The organism is Pseudomonas frederiksbergensis (assembly GCF_000802155.2).
Taxonomy (GTDB): domain Bacteria; phylum Pseudomonadota; class Gammaproteobacteria; order Pseudomonadales; family Pseudomonadaceae; genus Aquipseudomonas; species Aquipseudomonas frederiksbergensis_A.
Genome location: NZ_JQGJ02000007.1, coordinates 17,417 through 37,672, shown reverse-complemented (window position 1 = coordinate 37,672; position 20,256 = coordinate 17,417). Strand labels below are relative to the sequence as shown.

Annotated in this window: 21 protein-coding genes; 9 read left to right on the top strand and 12 right to left on the bottom strand. The window is 62.0% G+C overall.

Annotation, left to right across the window (positions count from 1 at the left end):
• Window positions 1-59 precede the first annotated feature (59 nt).
• On the bottom strand, window positions 60-662 hold the full coding sequence (locus JZ00_RS14875) for a Yip1 family protein (protein ID WP_039591896.1): 603 nt from the start codon (window positions 660-662) through the stop codon (window positions 60-62).
• A 395-nt stretch (window positions 663-1,057) separates the two neighbouring features.
• On the opposite strand from JZ00_RS14875, the gene ttcA reads away from it, so the two are divergent.
• Entirely contained in the window at window positions 1,058-1,882 is an 825-nt protein-coding gene (ttcA, locus tag JZ00_RS14870) for a tRNA 2-thiocytidine(32) synthetase TtcA (protein WP_039591897.1), read from the top strand.
• Window positions 1,883-1,950: 68 nt separating this feature from the next.
• Entirely contained in the window at window positions 1,951-2,625 is a 675-nt protein-coding gene (locus JZ00_RS14865) for a DNA-3-methyladenine glycosylase I (protein ID WP_039591898.1), read from the top strand.
• A gap of 44 nt (window positions 2,626-2,669) precedes the next feature.
• Here JZ00_RS14865 and JZ00_RS14860 read toward each other — a convergent pair whose 3' ends face one another.
• The 3 genes from JZ00_RS14860 to arsC are packed head-to-tail and all read right to left on the bottom strand — an operon-like array spanning window position 2,670 to window position 4,043.
• On the bottom strand, window positions 2,670-3,095 hold the full coding sequence (locus JZ00_RS14860; RefSeq protein ID WP_039591899.1) for a DUF2069 domain-containing protein: 426 nt from the start codon (window positions 3,093-3,095) through the stop codon (window positions 2,670-2,672).
• On the bottom strand, window positions 3,088-3,693 hold the full coding sequence (gene wrbA / locus JZ00_RS14855) for an NAD(P)H:quinone oxidoreductase (protein ID WP_039591900.1): 606 nt from the start codon (window positions 3,691-3,693) through the stop codon (window positions 3,088-3,090). Before wrbA ends, JZ00_RS14860 begins: the two co-directional genes overlap by 8 nt.
• Window positions 3,690-4,043, bottom strand: coding sequence for an arsenate reductase (glutaredoxin) (arsC, locus tag JZ00_RS14850; protein ID WP_039591901.1), 354 nt, complete (start codon window positions 4,041-4,043; stop codon window positions 3,690-3,692). The genes wrbA and arsC overlap by 4 nt, the downstream gene beginning before the upstream one ends.
• A gap of 104 nt (window positions 4,044-4,147) precedes the next feature.
• Here arsC and JZ00_RS14845 point away from each other — a divergent pair, with 104 nt between their 5' ends.
• On the top strand, window positions 4,148-4,615 hold the full coding sequence (locus JZ00_RS14845) for a TlpA family protein disulfide reductase (protein ID WP_039591902.1): 468 nt from the start codon (window positions 4,148-4,150) through the stop codon (window positions 4,613-4,615).
• A gap of 57 nt (window positions 4,616-4,672) precedes the next feature.
• Here the strand turns inward: JZ00_RS14845 and JZ00_RS14840 are convergent, their stop codons facing one another.
• The 4 genes from JZ00_RS14840 to JZ00_RS14825 all read right to left on the bottom strand — a co-directional run bounded on the left by JZ00_RS14840 (window position 4,673) and on the right by JZ00_RS14825 (window position 9,421).
• The gene (locus tag JZ00_RS14840; RefSeq protein ID WP_039591903.1) at window positions 4,673-5,077 is read right to left on the bottom strand and encodes an META domain-containing protein; all 405 of its coding nucleotides are present in this window, start codon (window positions 5,075-5,077) and stop codon (window positions 4,673-4,675) included.
• Entirely contained in the window at window positions 5,077-5,511 is a 435-nt protein-coding gene (locus JZ00_RS14835; RefSeq protein ID WP_039591904.1) for a hypothetical protein, read from the bottom strand. The genes JZ00_RS14840 and JZ00_RS14835 overlap by 1 nt, the downstream gene beginning before the upstream one ends.
• A gap of 103 nt (window positions 5,512-5,614) precedes the next feature.
• Window positions 5,615-6,604, bottom strand: coding sequence for a 2-hydroxyacid dehydrogenase (locus tag JZ00_RS14830; protein ID WP_039591905.1), 990 nt, complete (start codon window positions 6,602-6,604; stop codon window positions 5,615-5,617).
• A 66-nt stretch (window positions 6,605-6,670) separates the two neighbouring features.
• The gene (locus JZ00_RS14825) at window positions 6,671-9,421 is read right to left on the bottom strand and encodes a response regulator (RefSeq protein WP_039591906.1); all 2,751 of its coding nucleotides are present in this window, start codon (window positions 9,419-9,421) and stop codon (window positions 6,671-6,673) included.
• A 310-nt stretch (window positions 9,422-9,731) separates the two neighbouring features.
• On the opposite strand from JZ00_RS14825, the gene cysM reads away from it, so the two are divergent.
• From cysM to JZ00_RS14800, 5 genes are all read left to right on the top strand, one after another.
• Complete coding sequence (cysM, locus tag JZ00_RS14820; protein WP_039591907.1) at window positions 9,732-10,634, top strand: cysteine synthase CysM; 903 nt, start codon at window positions 9,732-9,734, stop codon at window positions 10,632-10,634.
• Window positions 10,634-12,004: a 23S rRNA (uracil(1939)-C(5))-methyltransferase RlmD gene (gene rlmD / locus JZ00_RS14815; RefSeq protein ID WP_039591908.1), complete on the top strand. Its 1,371-nt coding sequence runs from the start codon at window positions 10,634-10,636 to the stop codon at window positions 12,002-12,004. Before cysM ends, rlmD begins: the two co-directional genes overlap by 1 nt.
• A gap of 100 nt (window positions 12,005-12,104) precedes the next feature.
• The gene (relA, locus tag JZ00_RS14810) at window positions 12,105-14,351 is read left to right on the top strand and encodes a GTP diphosphokinase (protein WP_030142406.1); all 2,247 of its coding nucleotides are present in this window, start codon (window positions 12,105-12,107) and stop codon (window positions 14,349-14,351) included.
• A gap of 64 nt (window positions 14,352-14,415) precedes the next feature.
• Window positions 14,416-15,249 (top strand): nucleoside triphosphate pyrophosphohydrolase, encoded by an 834-nt coding sequence (mazG, locus tag JZ00_RS14805; RefSeq protein ID WP_039591909.1) that lies wholly within the window; start codon window positions 14,416-14,418, stop codon window positions 15,247-15,249.
• A 26-nt stretch (window positions 15,250-15,275) separates the two neighbouring features.
• On the top strand, window positions 15,276-15,815 hold the full coding sequence (locus JZ00_RS14800; RefSeq protein ID WP_039591910.1) for a DUF2058 domain-containing protein: 540 nt from the start codon (window positions 15,276-15,278) through the stop codon (window positions 15,813-15,815).
• A gap of 80 nt (window positions 15,816-15,895) precedes the next feature.
• Here the strand turns inward: JZ00_RS14800 and JZ00_RS14795 are convergent, their stop codons facing one another.
• The 4 genes from JZ00_RS14795 to purM form a co-directional block, all read right to left on the bottom strand.
• Complete coding sequence (locus JZ00_RS14795) at window positions 15,896-16,090, bottom strand: hypothetical protein (RefSeq protein WP_039591911.1); 195 nt, start codon at window positions 16,088-16,090, stop codon at window positions 15,896-15,898.
• 273 nt (window positions 16,091-16,363) lie between these two features.
• Window positions 16,364-17,077: a DUF3108 domain-containing protein gene (locus JZ00_RS14790; RefSeq protein ID WP_030142402.1), complete on the bottom strand. Its 714-nt coding sequence runs from the start codon at window positions 17,075-17,077 to the stop codon at window positions 16,364-16,366.
• An 8-nt stretch (window positions 17,078-17,085) separates the two neighbouring features.
• Complete coding sequence (gene purN / locus JZ00_RS14785; protein ID WP_039591945.1) at window positions 17,086-17,736, bottom strand: phosphoribosylglycinamide formyltransferase; 651 nt, start codon at window positions 17,734-17,736, stop codon at window positions 17,086-17,088.
• Between the two features lie 11 nt (window positions 17,737-17,747).
• Entirely contained in the window at window positions 17,748-18,806 is a 1,059-nt protein-coding gene (purM, locus tag JZ00_RS14780; RefSeq protein WP_003204658.1) for a phosphoribosylformylglycinamidine cyclo-ligase, read from the bottom strand.
• Window positions 18,807-19,173: 367 nt separating this feature from the next.
• Here purM and JZ00_RS14775 point away from each other — a divergent pair, with 367 nt between their 5' ends.
• Window positions 19,174-20,229: a DUF2066 domain-containing protein gene (locus tag JZ00_RS14775; RefSeq protein WP_039591912.1), complete on the top strand. Its 1,056-nt coding sequence runs from the start codon at window positions 19,174-19,176 to the stop codon at window positions 20,227-20,229.
• The last annotated feature ends 27 nt before the right edge of the window (window positions 20,230-20,256 follow it).

Here is a 20,256-nt window from a genome sequence, read left to right as displayed (position 1 = left end):
AGGCCGCCTTGCGGCGGCCTGTGATGGCAGATCGTTTGTTGTTGGAGAACCTCAATCCTTCAATTGGTGTAGACCGGACCAACGCCCAGCCCCCAGACAATCACGGTGAACGCCATGATAGCCACCAGCACGACCAGGCCGACGGCGAGCACCGAGCTGGAAAACAGAAAGCCTTCGTCCTGGGGAATGTTCATGAACGTCGGCAGGCCCACGTACAACAGATAGACCGTGTAGCAGATCGCTGCGGTGCCGACGATCATCCCCAGCCACATGTGGGGATAGAGCGCCGCCAGGCCGCCGATGAACAACGGTGTCGCGGTGTAGGTGGCAAACGCGACGCAGCGGGCCAGGCTCGGGTTGGCGTCATAGGTGCGTGCCATCCAGTGGATGAACGCCCCCATCACCGCTACGCCGCCCAGCATCGCCAGGTACGACATGATGGTCATCCACAGCGCGCTTTCCTGGGTGAGCATGACCGGTGGACGATTGCCGATGACCCATCCCACCTGAGTAGTGCCGATGAACGCCGAGACCGCGGGGATGGCCGCAAGGATCAGCGTGTGGGTGAGGTACATGTGGCTGATGCTTTCCTCCTGATCGCCACGGATTTCCTTCCATTCTTGATCAGGGTGGGTAAAGAGCCCCACGACATGATGGATCATAGTCAGTCACTCCTTTGTTATTGCCATCGCCCCCCAACGGAGCGCCTACGGGCCAAGTGGCCGGGTAAGTTAAGGTCTGTAAGTGTGTGCGACCTTATGCCGCAGTATAGAAAGGAGTGGGCGCCAAGGGGATGGGCGGCTTAGAGCAAATCGCGCTGTAACGAAGCGGGTTAATCGCGGCGTGATCTGTGCGCTGAACCTTACGCCAGGCAAATGTTCCTGTGGCGGGGGAGCTTGCTCCCGCTCGGCTGCGAAGCAGACGCCAACAGCACCACCCCAGAGGGTCGCTTCGCAACCTAGCGGGAGCAAGCCCCCTCGGCACAAAGGGTCGTGCCATGGCACATATTTTTTGCGTAAAATGCCCGCCTTTCGTCACACCTCACGGATTTCGCGTCATGGGCACTCTTACGGTCAACCAGAACAAACTGCAAAAGCGCCTGCGCCGCCTGGCCGGTGAGGCGGTCGCCGACTACAACATGATCGAGGACGGCGACAAGGTGATGGTCTGCCTGTCTGGCGGCAAGGACAGCTACACCTTGCTCGACGTGCTGATGCATTTGCAGAAGGTTGCACCGATCAAGTTCGAGATCGTCGCGGTGAACATGGACCAGAAGCAGCCCGGGTTCCCGGAGCATGTGCTGCCGGCCTACCTGGAGTCGCTGGGCGTTGAATACCATATCGTCGAGAAAGACACCTACTCGGTGGTCAAGGAGCTGATTCCTGAAGGCAAGACCACCTGTTCGCTGTGCTCACGCTTGCGCCGCGGAACGCTCTACACCTTCGCCGACGAGATCGGCGCGACCAAGATGGCCCTGGGTCATCACCGCGACGACATCGTCGAGACCTTCTTCCTCAACATGTTCTACAACGGCTCGCTCAAGGCCATGCCGCCCAAGCTGCGGGCCGACGACGGGCGCAACGTGGTGATTCGCCCGTTGGCCTATTGCAATGAGAAAGACATCCAAGCCTATTCCGATTTCAAGCAGTTCCCGATCATTCCCTGCAACCTGTGCGGCTCCCAGGAAAACCTGCAGCGCCAGGTGGTCAAGGAAATGCTCCAGGAATGGGAGCGCAAGACCCCGGGGCGTACCGAGAGCATTTTCCGCGGCCTGCAAAACGTCATCCCGTCGCAACTGGCGGACCGCAACCTGTTCGACTTCACCAACCTGCGCATCGACGAAAACGCCACGCCGCGATTCGTCAATGTGGTGAACCTCTGACGATTTCAGCGATAGCTATTCACGGCGCTTGAGAGCGCCGTTTTTATTTTTAACCCATGGGAGAGGGCATGCGCGATTACAAGTGGCTGCACGAGTATTGTCTGAACCGCTTCGGTTCGGCGGCTGAACTGGAAGCCCACCTGCCTGTACCCAAGACTCCGGCGCAACTGCGCAAAATCAGCGATGACCGCTATCTCTCGACCTTGGCGTTGCGGGTGTTCCGCGCCGGGCTCAAGCACAGCCTGGTGGACGCCAAGTGGCCGGCCTTCGAAGAGGTGTTCTTCAAGTTCGACCCGGAGAAAGTCGTGCTGATGAGCGCCGAGCACCTGGAGCGGCTGATGCAGGATGCCAGGATCATCCGCCATCTGGGCAAGCTCAAGAGCGTGCCTCGCAACGCGCAGTTGATACTGGACGTGGCCCATGAAAAGGGCAGCTTCGGTGCGTTGATCGCCGACTGGCCGGTGACCGACATTGTCGGCCTGTGGACCTACCTGAAAAAGCACGGCCATCAACTGGGCGGCCTGTCGGCACCGCGCTTCTTGCGGATGATGGGCAAAGACACCTTTGTGCCCAGTTACGACGTCGTGGCGGCACTCAACGCCCAGGACATCATCGACAAGGTCCCCAGCAGCCTGCGGGACCTGGCAACGGTGCAGAATGCCTTCAACCAGTGGCATGAAGAGAGTGGCGGTCGACCGATGTCGCAGATTTCGATGATGCTGGCTTACACCGTGAATCATTGAGACCGGGTTGCCACTATCGCGAGCAAGCTCGCGATAGTGGCCTATCAGGCGACGCAGGGTTCGCCTTCTCCCGCCAACCGCCGGTTCAACTGAAACCGCCAGCGCACGTACAGCAACGCCGAGCAGAACACCGCAACGCTTGCTGCCATTTCCAGCAAGCCGAACACATGCCGGTTCGGATCGTAGGCGGCCAGCGCTCCCTTGATGAAGTAGAGATTGACCACGAAGCACATCCAGGAATGCCCGCGTGGGCTACCGCTGAGCATGCCCGGCGCGAGGATGAGCAGGGGCACCAACTCGATCAGCAGGATGACCCACGGGCGCGCGCCGTGCAGGTCGGCGACCAGCAGGTAATACGCGCTGAGCAACCCCACCAAACCGAAAAAGCACAGCAGGCTCAGCACACGGGCGATGCGTACGCGCGGTTCCAGCCATTGGATGGGGGGCAGGATTTTCGGCTTCTTAGCCACGGCCGTTCTCCAGCAGCAGGGCGGTTTTCGCCAGGCGCAGGCCCAACGCTCGGCACAGCTCGACTTCATGCATGTTCAAGCCGCTTTTACCGTCGGCGCCAGCGTGATGGCTCGGGCCGTAGGGCGTACCGCCACCCTGGGTGTCGATCAGGGCCGATTCGCTGTAGGGCAGGCCGGTGATCAGCATGCCGTGATGCAGCAGTGGCAGCATCATCGACAACAGCGTGGTTTCCTGGCCGCCATGCAGGCTCGCGGTAGAGGTGAACACGCCGGCCGGCTTGCCCACGAGGGCGCCGGTCAGCCACAGGTTGCTGGTGCCGTCGAGAAAGTACTTGAGCGGCGCGGCCATGTTGCCGAACCGGGTCGGGCTGCCCAGGGCCAGGCCGGCGCAGTTCTTCAGGTCATCGAGCGTGGCGTAGAGTGGGCCCTGCTCAGGAATATCCGGCGACACCGCTTCGCATTCCGTGGAAATCGCCGGCACCGTGCGCAACCTGGCTTCCAGCCCGGCTTGCTCGACGCCACGGGCAATCTGCCTGGCCATTTCGTTGGTGGAGCCGCTGCGGCTGTAATACAACACCAGGATGTACGGCGTGGTCACGGCAGGATCTCCAGGATCTTTTCCGGTGGACGGCCGATCACGGCTTTGTCACCGGCTTCGAGGATTGGCCGTTCCATGAGCTTCGGGTGGGCAGCGATGGCATCAATCAGGTCGTCCTGGCTCAGGCTCTGGTCAGCCAGGTTCAAGGTTTTGTATTCGTCCTCGCCGGTGCGCAGCAATTGCCGCGCACTGATGCCGAGCTTGCCCAACAAGCGCTTCAGCTGCGCGGCATCGAGCGGGGTTTCCAGATAACGGACCACGGTGGGCGCCAGGCCACGGGCCTCCAGCAGTTCCAGCGCACCGCGGGATTTCGAGCAGCGCGGGTTGTGATAAAGCGTCAGGTCGGTCATGAGCAGGTCGCATCTTGCGTAAGGTGGCGGCTATTCTACTGTGCACCGCGGCGCCTAGCACCTGATGGGCACCCAGCGTTCATATTTCAGACAAGGAACGACACATGACAAGGCGATTGGCGGCGGCACTGACATTCATCGGCATTTTGTTGCTCGCCGGCTGCGGAAACGACTACGGGGTTGATCAGAACGGCCAGCCGATTGCTTCGCAACGGTTGGACAAGCAATGGGTGGTCCTCAATTACTGGGCCGAATGGTGCGCACCCTGCCGCACTGAGATTCCGGAATTCAATGCGCTGGCTGAACAGCTCAAGGGGCGCAACGTGGGCGTGTTCGGCGTCAATTTCGACCAGGTGCAGGGCGAAGAACTCAAGAGCGCCAGCGACAAGATGGGGATTCGCTTCAGCGTCCTGGCCCAGGACCCGGCCGAATTCTTCGATATTCCTCGCAGCGAAGGATTGCCGGTGACGTACATCATCGACCAGCAGGGCAAGGTGCGCGAGCAACTGCTGGGCGAGCAGACGGCGGCGGCGGTGATGGCGAAGCTCGAGGCGTTGCAGGCGCTGAAATAGTGGGGCTTTTGTGGCGAGGGAGCGAGCTCCCTCGCCACTGCTTGGTCAGGCCTGGCCTCAACCTTCTTCCAGCCACCACCGCAGCGGCTTGCCCTGGGCCGGCCAGAACCGCATCTGCTCGATGGGGGAGACGTCCCAGCGTTCGACCTTCTCCAGCGCCCGCAAGAAACGCGTCTCCTGTTCCATGACCGCCGGGGAACAGAGTTTGCGGGTACTGCCGATCTTGCCGAAACTCAGCCGGTCGCCCTTCAAGGTGTAAGGCGCGAACCAGTGGTTGCAGCCGGCATTGCCATAGGCTCGGCCATCATCGCCGAGGGTGATGGTCAGGTGGCTGTAGTCCATCAATGGCCGCTCGCCGATCCATTCAAGGATGTAGCTGCGGTTTTGTTGCAGCTGCACCGGCTCGCTGGCGCAACCCATCAGGCCGGCGCCGATCAGCGCCGCCAGGACCAGGCCTTTCATCAAGCGGCTTCCTGGCATTGAGGGCACAGATGCTTCTCGCCAGCCGTTTTCCAGCCCAGCTCGGCGATGCGCGCGTTGGCGGCCGGTTTCTGGGCCTTGGTGCCGAGCTTGGCATCGACGGCGAATTCGAAGCTCAATTGCTTGGCGCAGCGGTCGCAATCGACCTGCCAGGTGTGGATCGCCAGTTCGCCGAACACCGGGCCGGTGGTCATGGCGGTCCACTGGCCCATCGGCTTGAGCAAATGGCGGACGGTGTCCACGGTCAGGCGCATGGACAGGTCCTTGCTGCCCTTGAGGGTCACGAGCAATACGTCGTTGGCCTGGATCGAACCGCCATTGCCGGTGACCTGGTAACGGCCCGGCGCCAGTGCGCGGACCTCGGTCAAGGTGTGCTGTGGGTTCATCAGGGTGTAGCGGAAATCGTGTTCGGCCATGGGTCCTCCAAATAGGCGCGACATGCTAGCACGGGGCATGGCTTGGGCATGGACTCGATGAAAGATTGGCCGACGAAACTGCATCCGCTATGGGAGGTTTGACTCAGCTATCCACCAGGTTTTGCGGCGCGCCGGCCGCCCAGGCCGCAATGTTGTCCAGGGTGGTGGTGGCAATCGCCGCCAATGCTTCGCGAGTCAGGAACGCCTGGTGCGCGGTGACCACAACGTTGGGGAAGGTCAGCAGCCGCGCCAGTACGTCATCCTGCAAAGGCAGGTTGGAGCGGTCCTCGAAGAACAGCTGGGCCTCTTCTTCATAGACATCGAGCCCCAGATACCCCAGCTGACCGCTCTTCAGCGCCTCGATCAAGGCCGGTGTTTCCACCAGGCCGCCACGGCCGGTGTTGATCAACATCGCGCCGCGCTGCATGGTTTCCAGGGAACGGGCATTGATCAGGTGTCGGCTCTGTTCGTTGAGCGGGCAGTGCAGGCTGACGATTTGCGCGTGTGCCAGCAAATCTTCCAAGGACACGTAGCGAGCGCCCAGGGCTTCGACCCGGGGATTGGGGAACGGATCGTACGCCAGCAACTGGCAGCCGAAACCGGCCATGATCCGGGCGAAGGTTGCGCCGATCTGGCCCGTGCCGATCACCCCGACGGTCTTGCCCACCAGGTCGAAACCGGTCAACCCGTTGAGGCTGAAGTTGCCATCCCGGGTGCGGTTGCAGGCGCGATGCAGGCATCGGTTGAGGGCCATGATCAGCGCCACGGCGTGTTCGGCCACGGCATGGGGCGAATAGGCCGGTACCCGGACAATGCTCAATCCGAGGCGTTTGGCGGCGGGCAGGTCCACATGGTTGTAGCCGGCCGAACGCAAGGCGATCAGTCGCGTGCCGCCCTCGGCAAGCCGTTCCAGCACCGGGGCGCTCAGGTCGTCGTTGATGAAGGCGCAGACCACTTCGTGTCGTTCGGCCAGGGCCACGGTGTCCAGGTTCAGGCGGGCGGGTTGAAACTGCAGCGCCAGGCCTGCGGGTAAAGGCGCGTTGCTGAAACTGTCGCGGTCATAGCTCTGGCTGCTGAAAAGAATGGCACGCATGACGGCCTCCTGGCGTTGGGATGGAACCAGCCTAGCAGCCCTTGCGCCGCTAACCATTGCCCTGGGTCAGGCGCTGACGCGTGCCTCTTCGGCCAAGCGATCAATGGCGCGCTCCAGATCTTCTAGGGCCTCTGCCGCTTTGGGGTCCTGTTGCTTGAGCAAGGTTTCGCTGCGCTGGCAGGCGGCGCGCAATTGCGGTACGCCGCAATAACGCGTGGCACCATGCAGGCGATGGACCCGCTCAATCAGTGCATGGTGATCATTGGCTTCGCTGGCCTGGCGAATCGCTTCGCGGTCGGCTTCCAGGGAGGCCAGCAGCATCGCCAGCATGTCCGCGGCCAGGTCGGCCTTGCCGGCGGCCAGGCGCAGGCCTTCTTCGTGATCGAGCACCAGCAGTTCACCGCTGCCGTGGACGGCCAGCCCGCGGTCCGACACTTGGTTGCGCAACGCCAGGCCGGTCCATTTGAGCACGACCTGGGCCAACTGCCGCTCGCTGATGGGTTTGGTCAGGTAGTCATCCATGCCGCTTTGCAGCAAGGCACGTTTCTCGTTGGCCATGGCGTGGGCGGTGAGGGCGACAATCGGCAGCGGCGTGCAGTGCCGCTCGCTTTCCCACTGGCGAATTGCCTCGGTGGTCTGGCGGCCGTCCATGCCAGGCATCTGCACGTCCATCAAGACCAAGTCGAAGGTTTCCTTTTGCACGGCCTTGACCGCGGCATAGCCGCTTTCCACCGCGAGCACCCGCGCGCCCATGTCCTCGAGCAGGGTCTGCACCAGCAACAGGTTGGCCGGGTTGTCGTCCACGCACAGTACTTTCGGGGCGCGGCTGGGCACCGGTTCGCTGGGTTCGTTGCGCGGTGGACGCGGGTTGACCAGATCGGACAGCGAGCGCCGCAACTTGCGTGTGCAGGCCGGCTTGGCCTGCAACTGGCTGTGGGGGTTGGGAACGGAGAGGTGATACAGCGTCTGCTCGGTGGTCGGGCAGAGCACGAGGACCTTGCAGCCCAGGTGTTCGAGATCCCAGATGTGCTGGTTGAGACGCTCCGGTGGCACCTCATTGCTGGTAATGCCCAGCACCGCCAGATCGATGGCCTGGTCGGTCTGGTGAGCAACCGTGACCCCGTTGGTCAGGTTTTCCAGTGTGTTGAACGGCGTGACTTGCAACCCACAATCTTCCAACTGGTGCTGCAAGGCCTGGCGGGCCAATTCGTGATTTTCCAGGACGGCCACGCGTCGGCCCAGCAGTGGCGGCCCCGGCAGGTCCTCGGCATCATCGCGGGTCTTGGGCAGGCGCAGGCTGATCCAGAACTCGGAACCTTCGCCCGGGGTGCTGTCCACGCCGATCTCGCCGCCCATTTGTTCCACCAGCCGCTTGGAAATCACCAAGCCCAGGCCAGTGCCGCCGGGTTGCCGGGACAAGGAGTTGTCGGCCTGGCTGAACGCCTGGAAAAGCGCCCGTACGTCTTGGGCAGAGAGGCCAATGCCGGTGTCCTGGATGCTGATGCGCAATTGCACGCTGTCTTCGTGTTCTTCCTCGAGCATGGCGCGAGCGACGATGGTGCCTTCACGAGTGAACTTGATCGCGTTGCTCACCAGGTTGGTGAGGATCTGCTTGAGGCGCAGCGGATCGCCTACCAGCGACAACGGCGTGTCGCGGTAGACCAGGCTCACCAGTTCCAACTGCTTGGCGTGGGCGGCGGGGGCGAGGATGGTCAAGGTGTCTTGCAACAGGTCCCGCAAGTTGAACGGGATGTTGTCGAGCACCAGCTTGCCAGCCTCGATCTTCGAGAAATCGAGGATCTCATTGATGATCCCGAGCAGGCTGTCGGCGGATTTTTCGATGGTGCCCAGGTAATCGAGCTGGCGCGGAGTCAGTTCGCTTTTCTGCAATAGATGGGTGAAACCGAGGATACCGTTGAGCGGTGTGCGGATCTCATGGCTCATGTTCGCCAGGAACTCGGATTTGATCCGGCTGGCTTCCAGGGCCTCCTTGCGGGCCAGGTCCAGCTCGATGTTCTGGATCTCGATGGTTTCCAGGTTCTGGCGCACATCCTCGGTGGCCTGGTCGATGCTGTGCTGCAATTCTTCCTGGGCATTCTGCAAGGTGCCGGCCATGCGATTGATGCCCGACGCCAATTCGTCCAGCTCCTGGCTGCCCAGCGGCGGCAAGCGGGTTTCCAAGTGGCCGTCCTTGAGCTGCGCCACGGCTTGCTTGATCTGGCTCAGCGGGCGGTTGATCGTGCGGCCCATGCGCAGGGCCAGCAGCGCGGTCAGGCACAGGCCGGCGCCGATCAACAGCAGGCTGGCAAACAGGCTGCGATAACCACGCAGCAACATGCCGCTGTGGGACAACTCCAGCTCTACCCAGCCGAGCAGGCGGTCGGCTTCTTCGGGAATCAGTTCGCCGGCCAGGTTGCGGTGCTTGCCGAACACCGGCAGCAAGTAGCGGGTGGCATCGTTGCCGGTGCGTTGCAGCAGTTGGGTACTGTTGCCCTCCGGTGCCCGGTTGAGCATGGTCGGGCCGGCATGGGCCAGTGGCGCGCGGTCGGGGGCCAGGAAGGTCACGGCGCGCACATCCGTTTGCTCGAGGGATTGGGTGGCGACTCGCTCCAGCAGTTCAATGTCCTGGCGGCTCAGCGCAGGTGCGACCAGCGGTGCCAGCTGCTCGGCGATCATCTCGCCCCGTTGCAGTAACTGGGCGTGCAGGTCCGATTGCTGCATCCAGGTGAAATAGCCGCCCAGGACCAGCGCCATCAGGCTGGTCGGCAACAGGGTCAGCAACAGCACACGGCCTTTGATTCCCAGTTTCTTGAGCACACTTGTCTCCTGCATCCAGCGGTCTGATTGAACTGTGCGCGCATCCGGCACGCATTATCTGCGCAGTGTAGCGATTCGCGGGCGAGCCTTCTCCGTAAAATTCGTGTCCCCGTGCATACGAAACACGGTTTTCGCCTCTGCGCCGGACGTTGTCGTTGTGGCGAGGCGAGCAGGCTCCTTCGCCACGGGGTGGGATCCGATTGCCAATCGCTTATTCCCAGAAGCCATAACCCCCTTACTTTGCGTGATATGGCCTCGCCGGGTTTGCCGGTATGATAGGCGCCCCCGCAGCCCGGATTGCGAATACGCCATGACTTTGCAGTACCCCACCATCGCCGATTGCGTCGGCAATACTCCGCTGGTTCGCCTGCAGCGCCTGCCCGGTGCGACCAGCAATACGCTGTTGCTCAAGCTCGAAGGGAATAACCCGGCGGGTTCGGTCAAGGACCGCCCGGCGCTGTCGATGATCACTCGTGGTGAGTTGCGCGGGCAGATCCAGCCCGGCGATACGCTGATCGAGGCGACGTCCGGCAACACCGGCATCGCCCTGGCGATGGCGGCGGCTATCAAGGGTTACAAGATGATCCTGATCATGCCCGACAACTCCAGCGCCGAGCGCAAGGCCGCGATGACGGCCTACGGCGCCGAGTTGATCCTGGTGACCCAGGAGGAGGGCATGGAAGGCGCCCGGGACCTGGCCGAGCGCATGCAGGCCGAAGGCCGGGGCAAGGTGCTCGATCAGTTCGCCAACGGTGACAATCCCGAGGCCCACTACACCACCACCGGTCCGGAGATCTGGCGCCAGACCGACGGCACGATTACTCATTTCGTCAGCTCGATGGGCACCACTGGCACCATCATGGGCACGTCGCGCTATTTGAAAGAACAGAACCCGAACGTCCAGATTGTCGGCTTGCAACCGATGGAAGGTTCCGCGATTCCCGGTATTCGCCGCTGGCCCCAGGAATACCTGCCGAAGATCTACCAGGCCGAGCGCGTGGACCGCATCATCGACATGGCCCAAAGCGAAGCCGAGGACGTGACCCGTCGCCTGGCGCGTGAAGAAGGCATCTTCTGCGGCGTGTCCTCGGGCGGTGCCGTGGCGGGAATGCTGCGCTTGTCCAGGGAGGTTGAGAATGCAGTGATCGTCGCGATCATCTGCGACCGTGGCGACCGTTACCTGTCGACCGGCATTTTCGACGCGCCCAACTGATGGCCAAGCAAGATAGAGGCTTGCGCTTCCAGCCCAGCGGCGGAAGCCGGGCCCCGCAAGTGCCCACCGGTAAAAAGCAGCGCCTGACCATTGAACGCCTGGCCAATGACGGCCGCGGCATTGCGTTCGTCGATGGCCGTACCTGGTTCGTCCTCGGCGCCCTGGCGGGTGAGGAGGTCGAGGCGCGGGTGCTCGGTGCCCACGGCAAAGTGGTCGAGGCGCGTACCGAGCGGGTGTTCCTGTCCAGTGAACTGCGCCGCCCAGCGCCGTGTATCCATGCCGGTCGTTGCGGTGGCTGCAGCGTCCAGCATTTGCCCCATGACGAACAACTCGCCCTGAAACAGCGCATGCTCGCCGAGCAACTGTCGCGGGTCGCCGGGGTCGAGCCGGATGAATGGGCCGCACCGTTGAGCGGGCCGGAGTTCGGTTATCGCCGTCGCGCCCGGGTAGCGGTGCGTTGGGACCTGAAGGCGAAAAAACTCGAAGTGGGTTTGCGCGCCGCCGGCAGCCAGGACATCGTTGCCATCGGTGATTGCCCGGTGCTGGTACAGCCCTTGCAGCCGATCATGAGCCGCCTGCCGGAAATGCTGCGACGTTTGAGCAAACCCCAGGCGCTGGGGCATGTGGAATTGTTCGCAGGTTCGTCCCTCGCGGTATTGCTACGCCACATGGCGCCGTTGTCGGAAGCCGACCTGACGATCCTCAAGGACTTCTGCGCGTTCCACGAAGCCCAATTGTGGCTGCATGGCGAAGGTGAGCCGCAACCGGTCGATCCCGGGCAATCCCTGGGATATCGCCTGGAAACCTGGGACCTGGACCTGGCTTACCGGCCAGGGGATTTCATCCAGGTGAACGCCGCCGTCAACGAAGCGATGGTCGCCCAAGCGTTGCAATGGTTGGCGCCGCGCCCCGAGGAACGGGTGCTGGACCTGTTCTGCGGCCTGGGCAATTTTGCCTTGCCGCTGGCCAGGCAGGTGCGCGAAGTGGTGGCGGTGGAGGGCGTGCAGACCATGGTCGAGCGTGCTGCCGCCAACGCCATCAGCAACAATTTGCATAACACTGCTTTTTTTCAGGCCGATTTATCCCAGCCATTGGCGGGTGCCGAATGGATCGGCGAAGGCTTTTCTGCGGTACTCTTGGACCCACCCCGTGACGGTGCTTTCGAGGTGGTGCGCAAGCTGGCATCCCTCGGGGCCAGACGGTTGGTTTATGTATCGTGCAACCCGGCAACTTTGGCGCGGGATACGGTCGAACTGATCAAGCAGGGCTACCGGTTAAAACGTGCCGGGATTCTCGATATGTTTCCTCAAACGGCGCATGTCGAGGCCATGGCGTTATTTGAAGCGAGCCAGGATGGCTTGTCCGACTGACCCGCTCGTGCCACCCGCCACAGCCCTGGGCGGGAACACGGGCAGCGAAGGTCAGCGAAGTTGACGCATTGAATCTGCGTCGTAGGGAAGGTAGGTAAAGATGGTACAGGTGAGAGCACACCAGCCGATCAACACTGACGGCAGTATCAATCTCGAGGCTTGGCTCGATCACGCGGTCAGTATCGACACGGCACTGGATCGCGAGGCCTTGAAGGCCGCCTGCGAGTTCGCTCGCGAGGCGGAGCAGCAACACAATGCGGCGAAGAACCTGTGGTCCGAAGGGACGTCGAGTTTCCAGACGGGCCTCGAGATTGCCGAGATCCTCGCCGACCTCAAGCTGGACCAGGATTCGCTGGTCGCCGCAGTGCTTTATCGCGGTGTCCGCGAAGGGCAGATCCAACTTCCGGTTGTCAGCCAGCGTTTCGGAACCGTGGTCGCCAAGCTGATCGATGGCGTGTTGCGCATGGCGGCGATCAGCGCCAGTCTCAGCCCGCGCCAGTCCATGGTACTGGGCACCCAGGGCCAGGTGGAAAACCTGCGCAAGATGCTGGTGGCGATGGTCGACGACGTGCGCGTCGCGCTGATCAAGCTGGCCGAGCGCACCTGCGCCATCCGTGCCGTGAAGTCCGCCGATGACGAAAAGCGCAATCGCGTTGCCCGGGAAGTCTTCGACATCTACGCGCCCTTGGCCCACCGTCTTGGCATCGGTCACATCAAGTGGGAGCTGGAGGACTTGTCCTTCCGCTATCTGGAACCCGACCAATACAAGCAGATCGCCAAGCTGCTGCACGAGCGGCGCCTGGATCGCGAGCGCTTCATCACCGATGTGATGACCCAGCTGCGCGAAGAGTTGCAGGCCACCGGCGTCGAAGCCGACATCAGTGGCCGGGCCAAGCACATCTACTCGATCTGGCGCAAAATGCAGCGCAAGGGCCTGGAATTCAGCCAGATCTACGACGTTCGCGCCGTTCGCGTGCTGGTCCCTGAAATGCGCGACTGCTACACCGCGCTGGGGATCGTCCATACCTTGTGGCGGCATATTCCGAAGGAGTTCGACGACTACATCGCCAACCCGAAGGAAAACGGCTACCGCTCGCTGCACACTGCGGTGATCGGTCCGGAGGGCAAGGTATTGGAAGTGCAGATCCGCACCCATGCCATGCACGAGGAAGCCGAGCTGGGCGTTTGCGCCCACTGGAAATACAAGGGCACCGACGTCAAGTCCGGGTCCAATCACTACGAAGAGAAAATCTCCTGGCTGCGCCAAGTGCTGGAATGGCACGAGGAACTCGGCGACATTGGCGGCCTGGCCGAACAGTTGCGCGTCGACATCGAGCCGGACCGGGTCTATATCTTCACCCCGGACGGCCACGCCATCGACCTGCCGAAAGGCGCGACGCCGCTGGATTTCGCCTACCGCGTCCACACCGAGATCGGCCACAACTGCCGTGGTGCCAAGATCAACGGGCGGATCGTGCCGCTCAACTACAGCCTGCAGACCGGTGAGCAGGTCGAGATCATCACCAGCAAGCACGGTACGCCAAGCCGCGACTGGCTGAACCCGAACCTGGGCTACATCACCACCTCGCGGGCACGGGCGAAAATCGTCCATTGGTTCAAACTGCAGGCCCGTGACCAGAACGTCGCGGCCGGTAAGACCTTGCTCGAACGCGAGCTGAGTCGCCTGGGCCTGCCGCAGGTGGACTTCGACAAGCTGGCCGAAAAAGCCAACATGAAGACCGCCGAGGACATGTTCGCCGCCCTCGGTGCCGGCGACCTGCGCCTGGCGCAACTGGTCAACCTCGCCCAACAATTGGTGGAGCCGGAGCGCGGCAACGAGCAACTGGAGCTGATTCCACGCAAGGCCACCGGCTACAAGCCAGGCAAGCGCGGCGACATCCAGATCCAGGGCGTGGGCAACCTGATGACCCAGATGGCCGGCTGCTGCCAGCCGCTGCCGGGGGATGCGATCGTCGGCTACATCACCCAGGGTCGCGGCGTGAGCATTCACCGCCAGGACTGTGCCTCGGTGCTGCAATTGGCGGGGCGCGAACCGGAACGGATCATCCAGGTCAGCTGGGGTCCGGTGCCGGTGCTTACCTATCCGGTGGACATTGTCATCCGCGCCTACGACCGTTCCGGCTTGCTGCGTGACGTGTCCCAGGTGTTGCTGAACGAGCGCATCAACGTGCTCGCGGTCAATACCCGTTCGAACAAGGAAGACAACACTGCGCTGATGTCCCTGACCATCGAGATTCCGGGGCTGGATGCGCTGGGGCGGCTGCTGGGGCGGATTTCCCAGTTGCCGAACATCATCGAGACCCGGCGTAACCGGACGCCGGGTTAAGCGCTGGTTGCCTTGGTTTATGTGGGAGCAAGCTCCCACAGTTTTTTTGTGACGGGATCGATTGATGTACAGCCTCGAAGACCTGCTCCACCTGATGAACCGCCTGCGGGACCCGCAGTACGGTTGCCCCTGGGACATCAAGCAAACCTACGCCACCATCGTCCCTCATACCTTGGAAGAAGCCTACGAAGTGGCCGATGCGATCGAGCGCGGCGATTTCGATCACTTGCAAGGTGAGTTGGGCGACTTGCTGTTTCAGGTGGTGTACTACAGCCAGTTGGCCCGGGAAGAGAACCGCTTCGAATTCGCCGGCGTGGTCGACAGCATCACCCGCAAGCTGATCCGTCGCCATCCCCACGTGTTTCCTACTGGTGACCTGTATGCACCCGTGGATATCCCGCGCCTGAGCGAAGAGCAGGTCAAGCAGCGCTGGGAGGAAATCAAGGCAGAAGAACGCGCCGAAAAGGCGTCGGCCCCCGAACAGTTGTCGCTGCTCGATGATGTACCGGGAGCGCTGCCGGCGTTGTCCCGCTCGGCGAAGTTGCAGAAGCGTGCGGGACAGGTGGGTTTCGACTGGCCGGGACCCTTGCCGGTGCTCGACAAAGTCCGCGAGGAACTGGATGAAGTGCTCGAAGCCATGGCTGACAACGATCCGGCAGCCATCAGCGACGAGATCGGCGATCTGCTGTTCAGTGTGGTGAACCTGGCTCGCCACCTCAAGGTCGACCCGGAAACCGCGCTGCGCGATGCCAACGGGAAATTCGAGCGGCGGTTCCGATTTATCGAACAGGCATTGCGCGACACCCGTCGTCCCATGGAAGATTGCACCCTCGAAGAGTTGGACGCCTTGTGGGGCGAAGCCAAACGTCAGGAAAAGAATTTGCCCAGCTGTGGCTGAGGCCGTTGCCTAAGTGAGTAAGCACCATGAGCCTTTCCCTTCGCGACCAGTTGCTTAAAGCAGGGCTGGTCAACCAAAAGCAGGCCAAGCAGGTCGGCAAAGAGAAACAGAAACAGCAGCGCCTGGCCCACAAAGGCCAGATCGAACTGGATGATTCCCAGCAGCGGGCGGCGCAGGAAGCCATGGCCGAAAAGGTCAAGCGCGACCAGGAACTCAACCGCCAGCAGCAGGAGAAGGCCGAGCAGAAGGCCCGTGCTGCACAGATCAAGCAATTGATCGAAGTCTCGCGCCTGCCGAAGCTGACCACTGACGACTACTACAATTTTGTCGACGACAAGAAGGTCAAGCGCATCTGCGTCAATACCCTGATGCGCAACAAGTTGAGCAGTGGTTCCCTGGCGATCGTCCACCATGCTGGCGGTTATGAAGTGATCCCGCGCGAGGCTGCGCTGAAAATTCAGGAGCGCGACCCCAAGCGCATCGTCCAGCTCAACACCCAGACCGAAGAAGTGGATGCCGATGATCCGTACGCGGCTTATCAGATTCCTGATGACTTGATGTGGTAAGCAGGGCGCAGTGTCATTGAGTTGAAACACAGAAACCTATGGGTGCGAGCAAACTCGCTCCCACAGGTGTTTTATGCGGTTCAGGATTGCGCGGTCTCGCGCAAGCGCTGCCTTTCCTCTCGCTCCAGCTCAGCCTTGTAGCTGTGGGCGTCTGTTTCGGAGTGGAACATTCCCACCAGCAAATCCTGTTGATGCACGTCCCAGATCCGGATGCCGGCGGCAATGCCTTCGTGGGACATGTGAGCGTCGTCGCGTTCAGTTACTTTCACAGTCATCTTGCAAGCTCCAATCTCTGTTATCTGCAGCAAGGCGTGTGCAGGACTTTGTTATAGGTTTGGATAGCGTGCTAAGTAAATGCCCCGGTGCGTTAAGAAGTTTTCATGAAAAGTGAAACGATCCGGCAGGCCAAGTAGTGCGCGGCATTCGGTCGCAGGTGGCGTTCATGAAGAAGTTTTCATGTCGTCAAGCGGACGCCAGATCCTGTGGGGGGCCTGAATTCAGGTATAAAAAAGCCCCGCATTCGCGGGGCTTCTTGCTATCGGCGTGGATCAGCTGCCTTTCACGGCCTTGCCGTTGACCGTGCCGTCCTGGAGCATGATGTTGTACTCCTTGCCGTCGGTCTCGACCTGTTGCAGGCGCACCAGCAGGTAATCCCAGTCCTTGGCGAACCAGAGCACGGTGATGCGCTTGCTCTGTGTCGGGTCGCGTACGCGCTCGACCTTGATCGCGTCGATCTGGCCGGCCTTGGTGTCGACTTTCTCCGAGCCCAGGACGCGGAAATCATAGGTATCAATCTCGCCATCATCGACGACCTGATAACTCATGCTTTTCTTGCCGGCCGCCACATCGTGCTGAAGCGCCAGCTGATAGGTGGATTTGTCGACCATGCCCCGGTTCAGCGGAATCTTGACCGCGTCACCGCGATCAGTGCCGGTGACCATCTTGGTGTTCCAGTCGAAATCCAGGTCAGCCTTTTTCGCCTTGCCCAGGCCGCCGCGCTCGAAGTGATAGGACTGCGGCAGGAGGGTGTCCTTGTCAAGGGTCAGGGTGCTTTCTTCGGTCAGGCTGGCGATCATCATCGAAGCCTTGAAGCTCAGCTTCCAGGTGCCGTTGGCTTCCTTGGTCAGGCTGCGCTCGGCGGTGCCGCTCATGGGCAACTGCTTCCAGTCGGCGGTGTAGCTGGCGGAGAACGGTTGAAGGTCTGCGGCCTGTGCCAGTGGCAAGGCAAGCAGAGCGCAAGCGAAGAGCAGGGCGCGACGCATAAAATCTCCTAGTATCGAATCAAATGGCCGCTGGCGGCGAGCAACTGGCCGTCCAGTGAGGCTCCCCGATCATCGAGGGTCAGCCGGCCTTCGGCAAACCAACGCACGGCCATCGGGTAGATCTGGTGCTCGCGGGCATGAACCCTTTGCGCCAGGCTTTGCGGCGTGTCGTGCAACTCTACCGGTATTACTGCCTGTACGACCAGTGGTCCACCATCGAGTTCCTCGGTGACGAAGTGCACCGAGCAGCCATGCTCCGTGTCTCCGGCCTCCAGCGCGCGCTGGTGAGTATGTAACCCTTTGTATTTGGGCAACAGCGAGGGATGGATATTGAACAGGCGTCCCTGGTAGTGACGCACGAAGCCGGGGCTGAGGATGCGCATGAAGCCGGCCAGGACCACCAGTTGCGGATCGAACGCATCGATCTGTTGGACCAGCGCGGCGTCGAAGGCTTCGCGGCCCTCGAACGCCTTGTGATCCAGGACGCGGGTGTCGATACCTGCGTCCTTGGCACGTTGCAGGCCGTAGGCATCGGCGCGGTTGGAAATCACCGCGCGGATACGGACCGGGCTGTCGCCGGTCCGTGTGCTGTCGATCAGGGCCTGCAGGTTACTGCCGGTGCCGGACAGCAGCACCACGACGTTACAGGTTGCAGGCATCTGCTCGTGCATCAATGTGCCTTAAGATTTTTCAGCTCGACCTGTGCGGCGCCTTCGGCCGCAGTGGCGATCTGGCCGATGACCCAAGGTTGCTCACCGGCTTCACGCAATACGTTCAGGGCAGTCTCGACGTGCTCCTGGGCCACGCAGATGACCATGCCCACGCCGCAGTTCAGCACGCGGTGCATTTCGGTTTCATCGACGTTGCCTTTCTCTTGCAGCCAGTCGAACACGGCCGGGCGGGTCCAGCTCGCCACGTCGACCACCGCCTGGGCGCCTTTTGGCAGTACGCGCGGGATGTTGTCCAGCAAGCCGCCACCGGTGATGTGGGCCATGGCCTTGACGGCGCCGGTGTCCTTGATCAGCTTGAGCAGAGGCTTGACGTAGATACGGGTCGGGGCCATCAACAGGTCGGCCAGCGGCTTGCCGTCGAGCTGGGTGTTCTCGATGTCGGCGCCCGAGACTTCGATGATCTTGCGGATCAGCGAGTAGCCGTTGGAGTGCGGGCCGGAGGACGGCAGGGCGAGCAGGGCGTCGCCGGCGGCAACTTTCGAGCCGTCGATGATCTCGGCTTTCTCAACGACGCCGACGCAGAAACCGGCCAGGTCGTAGTCTTCGCCTTCGTACATGCCAGGCATTTCAGCGGTTTCGCCGCCCACCAGGGAGCAACCGGACAGTTCACAGCCAGCGCCGATGCCGGTCACCACCTGGGCAGCGGTGTCGACGTTCAGCTTGCCGGTGGCGTAGTAATCGAGGAAGAACAGTGGTTCGGCGCCGCACACCACCAGGTCGTTCACGCACATGGCGACCAGGTCGATGCCGATGCTGTCGTGCTTGTTCAGGTTCAAAGCCAGGCGCAGCTTGGTGCCGACGCCATCGGTGCCCGAGACCAGCACCGGTTGCTTGTAGCCGGCCGGGATCTCGCAGAGGGCGCCGAAACCGCCCAGGCCGCCCATGACTTCCGGGCGCGCAGTGCGCTTGGCGACGCTCTTGATGCGTTCGACCAATGCTTCACCGGCGTCGATGTCCACACCGGCGTCCTTGTAGCTCAGGGAGGGTTGCTTGCTCATGATCCAGGCCTTTAAAGGGGGGAATTCTGGGTAACGACCGATCGCCGGGGCCCTTGAATAACCGTTGTATGAATTATTCCGGATGCCCAGCCAATGCCGGTCTGCGAAGGCGCGCGATTTTATCAGGCTTGAGGGGCAGCGGCCATCCTCGTGCCGACGGGCAGGGACATATCCTTGGAAAAAAACCGATATTTCTTCTGTTGGTACTGCGTGGCGCGTCTGTATAAGGTGTAGCGGTAAGCGACTATGGTTGTGGCAGCGTCGAAACTTGCATCGGGCGGCTGAATGTTTTGCCAGGTGCCGTGTCACAGCCATGCTCAGTCTTCTCCACACGGCCGGTGCCAGCCGTTATGTCCGGGAATTTTCCATGCGTCTGTTCAAACTCTTGTCTGTTGGCTGCCTGTCGCTGATCAGCCTGGCGAGCCATGCCGAAACCCTCAACAACCTTTATCAGGTACGTGAACCGGTCAGCAGCCAGGCGCCGGATGAGCGTAACCAGGCAACGTTGCGAGCGCTGGATACCTTGGTGCTGCGCCTGACCGGCGACGCCAAGGCCGCGCAGAGCCCTGGCCTGGCGGCGATCCGCAAGGACCCGCAACAAATCATTCTTCAATATGGCTACGAGGCCGGTCCGCCGGAAAGCCTGCAGGTGGATTTCGATCCCGCCAGCACCGACCGCGCGTTGCGTTCGGCGGGGTTGTCGCTGTGGGGGGCCAATCGGCCCTCGATCCTGGGGTGGTGGCTGAACGACTCGGCGGAGGGTTCCAGCCTGGTGGGGGATGGCCAGGCCAGTGCCACGCCGCTGCGCCGCGCCGCCCAGCACCGGGGATTGCCGCTGCACCTGCCGCTGGCGGACTTGAGCGAGCAGATTGTCGCCACCGCGCCGAACCTGGAAGGCAATGACCCGGCGCCGTTGCGCGAGGTGTCGGAGCGTTATGGTTCCGACGCGTTGTTGGCGGTCCACGCCAAGGAAGAGGGCGGCCAGTGGCAAGCGACCTGGCGCCTGTGGCTGGGTGACCAGCGCGAGCAGGGCAATGCCCAGGGTGGCGACCCTGCGGCACTGGCCGATGCCGTGATGTTGGCGGTGAGCCAGCGCCTGGCGCCGCGCTTCGTCGCCAAGCCGGGCGTGGCGACCGAACAGTTGCTCGAAGTGCAGGGCATGAATCTGGAACGTTATGCGGCGCTGGGGCGCCTGCTTGAACCGTTTGGAGGGCAGTTGCAACGGGTCGAAGGCGACGTGATCGTCTACAAGGTCAATGGCAGCGCGGAACAGTTGAAGGCGCAATTGGCCTTGACCAAGCTGCAGGAAATGCCCGTCGGTGAAGTTGTCGTGCCGCCACCTGTGGCCCAGCCAGCAGCCGATGGGGCAATTTCGCCGCAACCGACGCCCGCGCCAGCGCCGAACCTGCGGTTTCGCTGGTAGGATTTCTTCCTTTATAGAGTCAGGAGT

Bases quoted from the DNA above. Each gene is read 5' to 3' on its own strand.
- JZ00_RS14775 (WP_039591912.1), top strand. From the start codon at position 19,174: ATGCGTCTGTTCAAACTCTTGTCTGTTGGCTGCCTGTCGCTGATCAGC.
- JZ00_RS14845 (WP_039591902.1), top strand. From the start codon at position 4,148: ATGACAAGGCGATTGGCGGCGGCACTGACATTCATCGGCATTTTGTTG.
- JZ00_RS14800 (WP_039591910.1), top strand. From the start codon at position 15,276: ATGAGCCTTTCCCTTCGCGACCAGTTGCTTAAAGCAGGGCTGGTCAAC.
- cysM (WP_039591907.1), top strand. From the start codon at position 9,732: ATGACTTTGCAGTACCCCACCATCGCCGATTGCGTCGGCAATACTCCG.
- ttcA (WP_039591897.1), top strand. From the start codon at position 1,058: ATGGGCACTCTTACGGTCAACCAGAACAAACTGCAAAAGCGCCTGCGC.
- purM (WP_003204658.1), bottom strand. From the start codon at position 18,806: ATGAGCAAGCAACCCTCCCTGAGCTACAAGGACGCCGGTGTGGACATC.
- relA (WP_030142406.1), top strand. From the start codon at position 12,105: ATGGTACAGGTGAGAGCACACCAGCCGATCAACACTGACGGCAGTATC.
- JZ00_RS14830 (WP_039591905.1), bottom strand. From the start codon at position 6,604: ATGCGTGCCATTCTTTTCAGCAGCCAGAGCTATGACCGCGACAGTTTC.
- JZ00_RS14795 (WP_039591911.1), bottom strand. From the start codon at position 16,090: ATGACTGTGAAAGTAACTGAACGCGACGACGCTCACATGTCCCACGAA.
- JZ00_RS14790 (WP_030142402.1), bottom strand. From the start codon at position 17,077: ATGCGTCGCGCCCTGCTCTTCGCTTGCGCTCTGCTTGCCTTGCCACTG.
- JZ00_RS14875 (WP_039591896.1), bottom strand. From the start codon at position 662: ATGATCCATCATGTCGTGGGGCTCTTTACCCACCCTGATCAAGAATGG.
- JZ00_RS14865 (WP_039591898.1), top strand. From the start codon at position 1,951: ATGCGCGATTACAAGTGGCTGCACGAGTATTGTCTGAACCGCTTCGGT.
- arsC (WP_039591901.1), bottom strand. From the start codon at position 4,043: ATGACCGACCTGACGCTTTATCACAACCCGCGCTGCTCGAAATCCCGC.
- purN (WP_039591945.1), bottom strand. From the start codon at position 17,736: ATGCCTGCAACCTGTAACGTCGTGGTGCTGCTGTCCGGCACCGGCAGT.
- mazG (WP_039591909.1), top strand. From the start codon at position 14,416: ATGTACAGCCTCGAAGACCTGCTCCACCTGATGAACCGCCTGCGGGAC.
- JZ00_RS14835 (WP_039591904.1), bottom strand. From the start codon at position 5,511: ATGGCCGAACACGATTTCCGCTACACCCTGATGAACCCACAGCACACC.
- rlmD (WP_039591908.1), top strand. From the start codon at position 10,634: ATGGCCAAGCAAGATAGAGGCTTGCGCTTCCAGCCCAGCGGCGGAAGC.
- JZ00_RS14840 (WP_039591903.1), bottom strand. From the start codon at position 5,077: ATGAAAGGCCTGGTCCTGGCGGCGCTGATCGGCGCCGGCCTGATGGGT.